8 protein-coding genes and 2 pseudogenes are annotated in these 10,615 nt (G+C 48.2%); 2 read left to right on the top strand and 8 right to left on the bottom strand.

Annotation, left to right across the window (positions count from 1 at the left end; genetic code table 11):
* Positions 1–228 (top strand): zinc ribbon domain-containing protein (locus B9T16_RS21345; protein WP_410245705.1); only part of this gene is annotated, 228 nt, incomplete at its 5' end.
* A 131-nt stretch (positions 229–359) separates the two neighbouring features.
* Here B9T16_RS21345 and B9T16_RS21340 read toward each other — a convergent pair.
* From B9T16_RS21340 to B9T16_RS21315, 6 genes and pseudogenes are all read right to left on the bottom strand, one after another.
* Positions 360–1,190, bottom strand: coding sequence for a nitrate ABC transporter ATP-binding protein (locus B9T16_RS21340; RefSeq protein ID WP_006616417.1), 831 nt, complete (start codon positions 1,188–1,190; stop codon positions 360–362).
* 159 nt (positions 1,191–1,349) lie between these two features.
* Positions 1,350–3,362, bottom strand: a complete 2,013-nt coding sequence (locus B9T16_RS21335; protein ID WP_410245704.1) for a nitrate ABC transporter ATP-binding protein — start codon at positions 3,360–3,362, stop codon at positions 1,350–1,352.
* A gap of 64 nt (positions 3,363–3,426) precedes the next feature.
* Positions 3,427–4,263: a nitrate ABC transporter permease gene (gene ntrB, locus B9T16_RS21330; RefSeq protein WP_014276966.1), complete on the bottom strand. Its 837-nt coding sequence runs from the start codon at positions 4,261–4,263 to the stop codon at positions 3,427–3,429.
* Positions 4,264–4,302: 39 nt separating this feature from the next.
* Positions 4,303–4,698, bottom strand: a pseudogene (locus B9T16_RS21325) (zinc ribbon domain-containing protein); the annotation flags it as partial.
* A 216-nt stretch (positions 4,699–4,914) separates the two neighbouring features.
* A complete protein-coding gene (locus tag B9T16_RS21320; protein ID WP_006616041.1) occupies positions 4,915–6,213 on the bottom strand; it encodes a CmpA/NrtA family ABC transporter substrate-binding protein in 1,299 nt (432 codons plus the stop codon).
* 477 nt (positions 6,214–6,690) lie between these two features.
* Positions 6,691–6,906, bottom strand: a complete 216-nt coding sequence (locus B9T16_RS21315) for a hypothetical protein (protein ID WP_410245703.1) — start codon at positions 6,904–6,906, stop codon at positions 6,691–6,693.
* A gap of 170 nt (positions 6,907–7,076) precedes the next feature.
* On the opposite strand from B9T16_RS21315, the pseudogene B9T16_RS21310 reads away from it, so the two are divergent.
* A pseudogene (locus tag B9T16_RS21310) lies at positions 7,077–8,654 on the top strand (NACHT domain-containing protein).
* Positions 8,655–9,462: 808 nt separating this feature from the next.
* Here B9T16_RS21310 and B9T16_RS21305 read toward each other — a convergent pair.
* Together B9T16_RS21305 and B9T16_RS21300 are read right to left on the bottom strand one after the other, a co-directional pair.
* Positions 9,463–10,335 carry a DNA adenine methylase gene (locus B9T16_RS21305; RefSeq protein ID WP_410245702.1) on the bottom strand — a complete coding sequence of 291 codons (873 nt, stop codon included), beginning with the start codon at positions 10,333–10,335 and terminating at the stop codon, positions 9,463–9,465.
* A 30-nt stretch (positions 10,336–10,365) separates the two neighbouring features.
* Entirely contained in the window at positions 10,366–10,566 is a 201-nt protein-coding gene (locus B9T16_RS21300; protein WP_410245701.1) for a hypothetical protein, read from the bottom strand.
* Positions 10,567–10,615: the final 49 nt, after the last annotated feature.

Raw genomic sequence — 10,615 nt, 5'->3', positions numbered from 1 at the left:
ACCGAAGAATACACCAGCAAAACCTGTACTCACTGTGGTCATGTGCATTCCCAGCTAGGTGGCTCAAAAGTGTTCCGATGTCCTGAGTGTGGGTTCACTCTACCCAGGGACTGGAACGGTGCTTTTGGAATCTTTCTAAAAGCTTTGCGGGATACCGCCTCTGTTACCTTAACGGGTAATAGTGCTATCGTCGCATTGTCAGGCAATAGCCGGATAAATGTCGCGTAAATGTATCAGATTTGAATATCTGAAACTGTTACAATCTGACGCAAACGTATTATTCCCCAGCCGCCAAGAAGTGCCTCAGAAACGGGGGTGGGGACCATTTCATCCAGAGGCGTAAAGGATTCTTCTGGGCTTTAGGTGTCGTCGTGGGCGTAACGACGATAGAGGAAGTCTAGGGCTTCGTTGCGTAGCTCGTAGTATTCTGGCTGTTCCATGAGTCGGGTGCGATCGCGCGGCCGAGGGAAGGGTAAGTCGAGGATTTCACCAATGCGGGCGGCCGGGCCGTTCGTCATCATGACCAGGCGATCGCCCAGGAAGAGGGCTTCGTCGATATCATGGGTAATCATGAGTACGGTGACTTTGTGATCGGCCCAGATTTGTAGCAGTTCTTCTTGCAGTTCTTCCCTGGTGATGGGATCGAGAGCGCCGAAAGGTTCGTCGAGAATGAGGACTTTGGGGCGCAGGGCTAAGGCTCTGGCGATGGATACCCGTTGTTTCATTCCCCCGGAGAGTTCTTTGGGCTTCTTGTCGGCGGCCTCAGTTAAGCCCACCAGTTCCAGATGTTCTTGCACGATCGCCACTTTGTCCCGTTGTTTGAGCTTGGGAAAGACGGAGTTGACAGCCAGGAAGATATTCTCGTAGGCGGTTAGCCAGGGCAGGAGGGCATAGTTTTGGAAGACCACCATGCGATCAGGCCCGGGTTCTTTAATTCGTCGTCCTTCTAAGCGAACTTCTCCTTCGCTGGGTTGACGGAAGCCGGAAACCATATCCAGGAGGGTGGATTTACCACAGCCGGAGTGCCCAATCAGACATAAGAATTCTCCTTCCCGGACGGTGAGTTGGATGTTGTCGAGAACTCGATAGGGCCCCTCTGGGGTGGCATAGGTTTTGCTAAGGCCATCAATGACCAGATAAGAGTCATTGGTGGTGTAGGTGTGGGAGGTGGAGTTGGTTACAGTTTGCATTGAATAAGAAGGAAATAGGGAACTCTTAACTCTTAACTCTTAACAGGGGGGAAGAAGGCAATAGGGGGAAGAAGGCAATAGGCAGTAGGTAGCAGGGGTGAAAGAGGAATGGGGGGTCGGTTCTCCTCTGGGGATGGCTTAGGGGTGGGTTCTTTGGGATTAGGCAGCGGAGAGTTCTCGGGGGGCTGGGTTGATATCGATTTCTGTGATGGTTAGGTTGGTTTTGATTTGTAGTTGTTCTAGGTAATGGATGGGATCGTCTGGGTTGAAAATAGCCCCGTCGAAGAGGATGATGGGATAGCGATCGCGGCCAATGTCCATCATGTTTAAGCCTTGGGCGGCTTGGGAGAACATATCGAGACGGCGGACGCGATCAATGACTTCAATCCAGTTGCGGGGGAAGGGGGTAATGCCCCAACGGGCCATTTGGGTGAGAATCCACAGGGCTTCGGTGCGATCGGGACAGTTGGTTTTGTCGCAGAAGAACTGGTTGTAGCGGGGGATAGGTTGGGGGTCGCCGATGCCTTTGTTGTAGGCATCAATGAAGCCGGGACGGGTGTAGATGGGGTCGGACCCGACATATTCGGGACGACAGATGAGGTCTAAAACCTCTTCCCGATGACGCATATCGTCGCAGTAGTCGCAGGCTTCTAAGAGGGCTTGGATGAGGGCTAGATGGGTTTTGGGGTGAGTTTGCGCCCAGTCTTCCCGGACTCCGAGGACTTTTTCGCAATGGCCAGACCAGATTTCCGGGTCGGTGGCCATGACGAAACCGATGCCTTCATGGACGGCGCGGGAGTTCCAGGGTTCGCCGACACAGTAGCCGTCGATGTTGCCGGCTTTGAGGTTGGCGACCATTTGTGCGGGGGGAATGATGACGATATCCAGGTCGCGATCGGGGTCGATGTCAGCGGAGGCGAGCCAGTAACGTAGGATGAGGTTGTGCATGGAGGTGKGATGCACGGCTCCCAGGGTGAGTCGTCGGTCGGGGTAGGCGGCGATAAAGCCTTTGAGATCGGCGAGAGTTCGCACCCCTTCCTCGTAGAAGTGACGATGGAAGGTGATGGCGTTGCCGTTGCGAGAGAGGGTCATGGCGGTAATGACGGGCAGGGGGGTATGGTTATCCCGGCCTATGGTCATTCCGAGGGGCATTCCGGCAACCATTTGGGCTGCGTCGAGGCGTTGCTCTCGAATGCCCGATTCGATCGCGTTCCAACTGAGTTCGCGACTGAGGGTGACTTGGGTCAAGCCATGTTTGGCGAAGAATCCCCGTTCTTTAGCCACCACGAGGGGGGCGCAGTCGGTGAGGGGGATGAAGCCTAGGTTGAGGTTGACTTTTTCTAAGCCGTTTTCGTGAACTTCGATGGGTTGGGGTTGGCTTTGGCGTTTCTTGGCCCGTCGCTGTTGGTTGAGGAAATAGACGATCTCGTTGCGGAGTCCGTAGTAGTTGGGATCTTTGACCACCGAGACATGGGTGCGGGGCCTGGGGATGGGGACATCGAGAATTTGCCCGATGTATGAGGCGGGGCTGTTGGTGAGGAGGACGATGCGATCGCTCAGGAGGAGGGCTTCGTCCACGTCATGGGTGACCATGATACAGGTGACTTGGCTTTCCTCGCAGATACGCATCAGTTGTTCTTGCAGTCCCCCTCGGGTCAGGGCATCTAGGGCTCCAAAAGGTTCGTCCAGGAGGAGGAGTTTGGGGCGGATAGCCAGCGACCGGGCAATGGCAACCCGCTGTTTCATGCCCCCGGAGAGGTGGGCGGGGCGTTTATGGGCCGCATGACGTAAGCCCACTAGGTCAATGTGATGTTCAATGATACCGCGTTGTTCTCCTCGGGGGCGATCGCCCATAACGGATTCGACCGCCAAGGCGATGTTTTCTCGCACCGTTAGCCAGGGCAGCAGAGAATAGTTTTGGAATACCACCATGCGATCGGGTCCCGGCTCTGTCACCTGGCGACCTTCTAGGATGATGCCCCCTCGGGTAGGTTTATCGAGTCCGGCAATTAGGTTTAAGAGGGTTGATTTACCACAGCCGGAATGACCCACCAAGGAGATAAATTCACCTTTACGAATCTTGAGTTCAATGTTACTCAAGGCAACATAAGTGCCTCCATTAGGGAGATTAAAGACTCGTTCAATATGGTCAACTTCAGCAAAAATAGACATGGGCTTTAAGCAGGAGTAGGGGACAACGAAATCAGAACAGAAGACAGCTAATTAATTATTGAGCTTAGTCTTCAGACACCACCAAACTGGCCAAGAAGGTAATAAACTTATCCAGCAGTAGGCCGACGACCCCGACATAAATCACCGCTAGGATAATGTCACTCATGCGAGAACTGTTCCAGGCATCCCAGATAAAGAAACCAATACCCACACCACCAATCAACATTTCGGCGGCGATAATTGCCAGCCAAGACAGACCAATCCCAATCTTGAGTCCCGTAAAAATATAGGGAACCGTTGCCGGGAAGAGGATTTTAAAGAAATAGGTCTTGCGGTCAAGTCGTAGCACCCGTGACACATTATTATAATCCTGAGGAATTTGCCGCACTCCCTCAGTTGTATTGATAATAATCGGCCAAATTGCTGTAATAAAAATCACAAAAATAGCCGAAGGGTTTGCTCGCTCAAAGCCTGCCAAGGAAATCGGTAGCCAAGCCAAGGGGGGAATCGTTCTCAAGATTTGAAAAATCGGGTCTAAGGCACGGTACATTAGAGTGTTCGTACCAATCAGAACTCCTAACGAGACTCCCACCACCACAGCGAGGGAGAACCCCAAGGCCACCCGTTGCAAACTCGTCAAAATTTGCCAGAATAGCCCCTTATCAATGCCGCCGTGGTCAAAAAACGGGTCGATAATCAATTCCCAAGTTTCTGACACTGTGCGGATAGGACCGGGCAACGTCGAATCGGAAACAGCCGTGAACACCTCCCAAACAACCAGGAAAATCAGAATAGCAACCGCAGATGGAATCAGCTTTTTCCCCTTGTTAAGAACGGCTTTAAGCCACCGTTGTGGGGAAAATTTAAATTTATGGCGTCGGCGATAAGTAGGAGAAGTCATAGGTTCATGAGGAGAGAAGGGGACAGGGAACTGATACATTTACGCGACATTTATCCGGCTATTGCCTGACAATGCGACGATAGCACTATTACCCGTTAAGGTAACAGAGGCGGTATCCCGCAAAGCTTTTAGAAAGATTCCAAAAGCACCGTTCCAGTCCCTGGGTAGAGTGAACCCACACTCAGGACATCGGAACACTTTTGAGCCACCTAGCTGGGAATGCACATGACCACAGTGAGTACAGGTTTTGCTGGTGTATTCTTCCGTCACATCTACAACTGTGGTTCCAGCTATTTCCCCTTGATGTCTCAGGGTTAGTTTGAATCGATAATGCGCCCATGTCAGCATGGCGCGGGCAGTCTTAGACCTGATTATACGCTTCACCTGACTGGCCATATCGGAAGTCTCGAAGGTAGGCCAAAAAATCAGGCTGTGTTATGGGATGGTCAGGGATGCGACCCAATCAACCAAGGGGTTGAAGTCCTCACCGGGTAGTTATTTCGCCCATTTCAGCTCTATTTCATACCCGAAGGTCTCGCACCATACTTGGTATTATACCGTATTGCCCTAAAATGTTAACCTAATTTGAGATTAAATCATGCTCTTAACTCTTAACAGGCAATAGGGGTAGGATGTGTTTCGGCATCAGTCTTAAATTCGGGTAATCTCTAAACTCTTGAGATAATCTTGGGGGTCTTCTGGGTCAAAGACCTTGCCATCAAAGAAGGTTTCGGGACCTCGAGAGGTGCTTTCGGGAATCATGTCTCCCTGGCCGATGGCTTCAGCCGCTTCTCGCCAGAGGTCTTCCCGATTTACTCGGTCCACCATGCCTTTAATATCCGCATCCGGGGGCAGATACCCCCAACGGATATTTTCAGTTAGGAACCAGAGCTCATGACTTTTGAAGGGATAGGACGCATTATCCCGCCAGTATTTCTGCATCAAATCTGGCATTTCCCTCACCTCACCGATGCCGAAATCATAAATACCCCGAGACCGGTCGATAATGTCATCAAACGGCACATTGAACCAAGCCCGGCGGGAGAGAATCTGACACATCTCCTCCACATTCTCCGGTTCACTACACCAGATTTGGGCTTCTAGGGTTCCCATCAACAACGCCCGGGCGGCTTTGGGATGTTCGTCAACCCAATCTGCCCGCATTCCTAGGGCTTTCTCAGGATGGTCTTGCCAGAGTTCCCCAGTGGTTAAGGCGTTATAGCCAATATCTTGGTTCACCAATTGCAGGGGCCAGGGTTCCCCAACACAGAAGGTATCCATATTGCCAACCCGCATATTAGCCACCATCTGGGGTGGGGGGACGACAATCGTCGAAATCTCCTGGTCTGGGTCAATCCCTCCCGCCGCCAGCCAGTAGCGAATCCAGCAGTCATGGGTTCCTCCGGGAAAGGTCATGGCGGCCCGTAAGTCTTCACCCGCAGCCCGTCGTTCAGCGAACCGTTCCTTGAGGGGGGTACTATCGACTCCAATTTCTAAATCGCGATAGTCATTGGAGAGGCAAATCCCCTGACCATTCAAATTCAGACGCGCCAAAATGTACATCGGGACTCGCCGACCATCGGTGACAATCCCCTCTGAAATCAGATAAGGCATTGGTGTGAGAATATGTGCCCCATCAATACCACCGCCCCGAGAACCCAGAACTAAATTGTCACGGGTGGTTCCCCAGGATGCTTGTTTTTCAACGGAGACATCCGTCATGCCATACTTAGCAAAAAAGCCTTTTTCCCGTCCAATAATTAGGGGAGCCGCGTCGGTTAAGGCAATAAAGCCGAGTCGTGCTGTTGGAGTTTCCGGGGCATTTTCTGGGTCAATTTCTACCTCAAATTGGGTTTGGTCATTAATCGGTCCGCAGCTATGGAGTAATAAGCTGCCAGCCGTTGCTGCACCAGCTGTAATCAGGAATTGGCGACGGTTAAATCGGGGCATTGTTTAGTTAAGAATCAACAGTGAGTTTTTAGGTTCTAATCACAGGGGATGAGTGCTTAGAGATAACATAGGGTCGGTTTGATGTTGTGTCCACAATCTAAGAAAAATCACCAGGGGTTTATGTATCGGCAACTACAATTTTTAGATTGTTTTTTATTTTACGCATTTCGGTCATGCGTAACTTGCATCTGAGTGAAAAGGACCCATGAAATAGCAGAAAAAAAGTAGCCATTGATATGATGACCCCAAGGCTAGGGCGACCCGGCAGGACAACCACAAGGGGTCGCCCCCACCTCTTCCCCCTCTCCTCCTCTGTGTCCTCTGTGGCTGAAGTGCTAACCCAGAGGTGGTTAGACCTTCTTCCCGCCATTCTGCGCCAGAGTGGCTATGCTGGAAGTTGCGGGTGCGTTCGTCTCCCCAGCGACCGATAGCCCAATCAAGATTTAACGAAAGTGGTGGGGAAGGTCGTCGCTACATTCATGGCCGTCGGCGCATCCACAGACAATAAACCACCGTCAGCAGCAAACACCCCGATACGCAGCCCAAACCCGCAAACATCACCGGAACCGGAGGAGTCTCTAAGRAGGAATTAAGGTGAATTTCCATCACCTGATTAACATAGGGTTCCACGAAATTACTATATGCGTCTTCTAAGGCGGCGCGTTGTTTGAATTTGTCTTGTAGATTAGCCATCACTGACCTCCTTTGTCTGTTTGAGATCAGTGTTTTTTTGGGCTACTGCCCAAGCAAATCCACAGGTAAAATCCTGAAATCCTTGCTACAATGGCTTTACCTGGTTTGGGCAACCCTCCCGTTTGGGCAAGTTTCCCTAAACCAGCACCAGTTTTCTATCGAGGGTCGTCATGGTGGGAAAATCGGGTCAGCCTTTCAAAAAAAGCCGCAAGTATGGAGAAAGCGCGGAGGACTTGCAAGACCGTCTGGATTTCGTGGCGGCGTTGCTGGCTTTGGCTGATGAGGAGATCACGATTCCCCCAGACTCACTCAAGCCACAGTTCAATCTGCAGTGGGTGAAAGAAGACGAGTTGAGGGTGTCTGGCATCGTTGTTGAGCAAAAACAGCGCAATGGACAGATTAAGCGGATAGAAAACGGGATTACTAAGAAGGATTTAGGGGTTTTATTAGAAACCTATCGCTGCACGAAAATCCTAGAATCAGCGAGAGATGAACTGATCCAAAATGCGCTATCTTGCCTTCGAGATTTGGGGATTCTGAAGGAGCATAAATCAGCCAAAACTCAAGGATATTGGAAGTTTTCGCTCTGTCTCAAACATCAAACGAAGAGAGAAGAGAACCTACAGGTTATTCGAGATAAATGGAAAGAGGCCTTTGGGAAACTGCCTGAAATTCACCATCCTCCCCAACTCACGGCGACGCTCAACCGCTGCATTTTAGGACTCAAAGGCGACTATCAAGAAGCGCAACCGCAACTCACCGAAATCACCACTACCCTGCCAAACCTGCTCAAGGATAAAACCCTCTCCATTACCAAGGTTGAGGAAGGCAGTATTATCCTGATTGTGGAGAGTTCCCAAACGGGGTATGAGCAACTTAAACGCCTGATTGGACAAGAGATTGCTGGGTTTCCGGTGGAATATGCGATCGATGAATGGCAAGATATTTGCCGTCGGATGTTACTAGAGCGGAAACCCTTAACCAGTAATACGGTTATTGGTCGGGTTTATGGCGATCGCAACTTAATCGATGAGGATTTATTTGTCGATTTAGCCCTGGTGAAACCGAAAAGCAGCCAGACTGAAAAACACCCCCAAGAGATTGACCCCGAAAAGGGTTCCGACTTGTTCACCCGTCAGGAAGAAACCATCGAGAAACGGTTTGCTTATCGGGAATTTCTCCAAGAAGTCATCAGCAACCGTAGCGAAAAACAGCTTGCCATTATTGGCGAACCGGGGGCGGGAAAAACCACCTTACTCCAGAAATTAGCCTTTTGGTTATTACAGGAAACCGATGATTTAGTGATTTGGGTTGACTTAGCAGAATTGGGAAATCAGCCCCTGGGAGAGTATTTAGAGCAAAAATGGTTCAAAGAGGCATTAGGCAAGTCCAGAGAGGAAATTAAAGCGGACTGGGGGCATAAATTTGAGGGGGGTGCAGTCTGGTTACTGTTGGATGGCTTGGATGAGATGAGCCAGAGTGACCTACAGGGGTGAAAATTCCGAGGGTGGGTGACAGATGCGCGGATAATTGTCACCTGTCGCTTGAATTTGTGGCAAGGGAAMCCCAGCCAGTTACAGAACTTTCAAACCTATCTCACTCAACCGTTTCAGGATGAACAGGTGCAGTTTATCCGGCTTCTGGTATTGCCTTTAAACTCTTATCCTGATAGCGAAGCGCGGTTATTACTCAACCCAATAACTATGCCTAGTTACTCAGATATTACTCACAATCTAGTCCTAGCATAGGAAAATAATTCTGTCAATAGGTTGATTACTCAGTCAACAAGCACAACTTAATCAATCTGTCAAATACCCATACCATCCCCCCAACCAAACACCGATAGGGTAACTCCCTTGTGATACCCGTCAATAGCAAGCCTGGCGGTTCCTAGCGTCACCATTGACTGCTATCACATCGGTCGCACCCCCAAGAGTGTTTGTTCCGGTTAGGGGGGGTGGTATGTTTCAAAGTCAACACGATAGCCGTAGGTAGCCGAAGGTAGTCGTAGGGGGGAACCCACTAGGTTATCAATGTACAACGATACCCCTATCAATGTACAACGATACCCCTATCAATGTACAACGATACCCGGATAGGCAGCCGGGTATCTATGGGAGTCAGGTTATTGGTGAAATCTTGAGGAACCTACTCGCTACCAACAAAACGCGATCGCATAATCTAAACTATCTCCTACCGGAACCAACCCGATACCCCTAAACAACTTTTCAACTGGTGACTTGTTTCGTTATCTCTCGCTGATACCTACATAATCCTAGAGAATTGATTCCCCATCGAAACCGATACCTACATACCGCTAGACAAGTCTCCAATTTATAGGGGTACTGGGTTCCGCCGGGAATGATTACCCCTAATAGACGGGTTAAGGTTTTGGCTTAGGGTGTTTATTGTGGGTAAATTAGAGGCAAGCATTCATATAAGCCCGCAACAATATTGTTGCAACAATATTGTTGGTAAATAATATGAATGAACCCCTACAGTCAGAAACCATAGGGGGCCATTTAAGTTATTGAGTTAGGGGTTATCTGTTAGCTGTTAGGGTTTAGGTTGACTCCATGTATTAAGTAAACAATTATAGRCCTCTGRGTTAATTAACTCAGGAAGTTGATTAAAACCGTCTAAGTTACTTTTAACCCATAACACTTCAGTTCGTTTCTTTTTTACATCTTTCTTGTGACTAGCGGACATGACTGTATTTATTTCTATTTTTTGTGTAAATGATTGAGGTTCAATCATCTGATGATAATTCGATACAATGTAATTGCCTGTTATGCAATCTAATGTATGACATAGTTTTGTCCAATCTTTAATCGTGTAGCCGCTATAGTGACCTTGTGTACTACCGGGATAAGGCGGGTCACAATAGAATAGTGTATCAGGTGAATCCCATCTTTCAATACACTTAATTGCATCCTCGCAGGAAATGTAAACCTTTTCTAACCTTTCCAACGCTTCAGATAGCCTAGTTTTTTTAGCTATAAACGTAGCCGATGGACTCCGACTTATTTTTGACGTACTCCATCCTGCATTTAATCTATAACTAAATCCTTGAGTAATATTAATATAATAAGCCCATGCTAGTTCAATATCACTATACTTAGTTGGATTCTTACAAATTATTTTTGCCTTATTATGCTCTGATTGACTATATAATGTAGCTTGAATTTCATTATTAAGTTCAATAGGGTATTTTTTGGCTACTCTATACAAGTTGATTAAAAGGTTGCTTGTATCGTTAATGCACTCTCTATAATCGTGTTGATTGGTTACGGTAGGTAATGGTTTTAAAAATAACAAAGTAGCTCCACCGGCAAAAGGTTCTACATATATTTTGTGTGGTGGGAAATATTGCAATATTTTAGAACCTATTCGTTGCTTTCCCCCGTAATAACTTAGTAAAGGTTTCATTGTTGTGGTTTCATTAATTAATAGTTGATGTTAAGGTTTTCTCCAACCATCATCATCAATATCATCTCTGTTAATTGGAAGATGGGGTGATTGTTTTTTATCTTCTGACTGTTTTTTACAAACTGTTGATGGCATAAAATCATTAACATATCTAATCAAATAATTTAGGCTATTTTGGATACCGTCTAACCTATTCTCAATAATTAGGTTTCCTGTATGCGTAATGAACATACTGATAATAATCACGACAATAATTAACCCTAATTAAACTATTACCAAG

Origin of the sequence: Arthrospira sp. PCC 8006 (assembly GCF_046480465.1) — a bacterium.
Classification (GTDB): Bacteria; Cyanobacteriota; Cyanobacteriia; order Cyanobacteriales; family Microcoleaceae; genus Limnospira; species Limnospira platensis.
The sequence above is the reverse complement of the archived record's forward strand: the minus strand, read 5'-3'. Positions and strand labels throughout refer to the sequence as shown.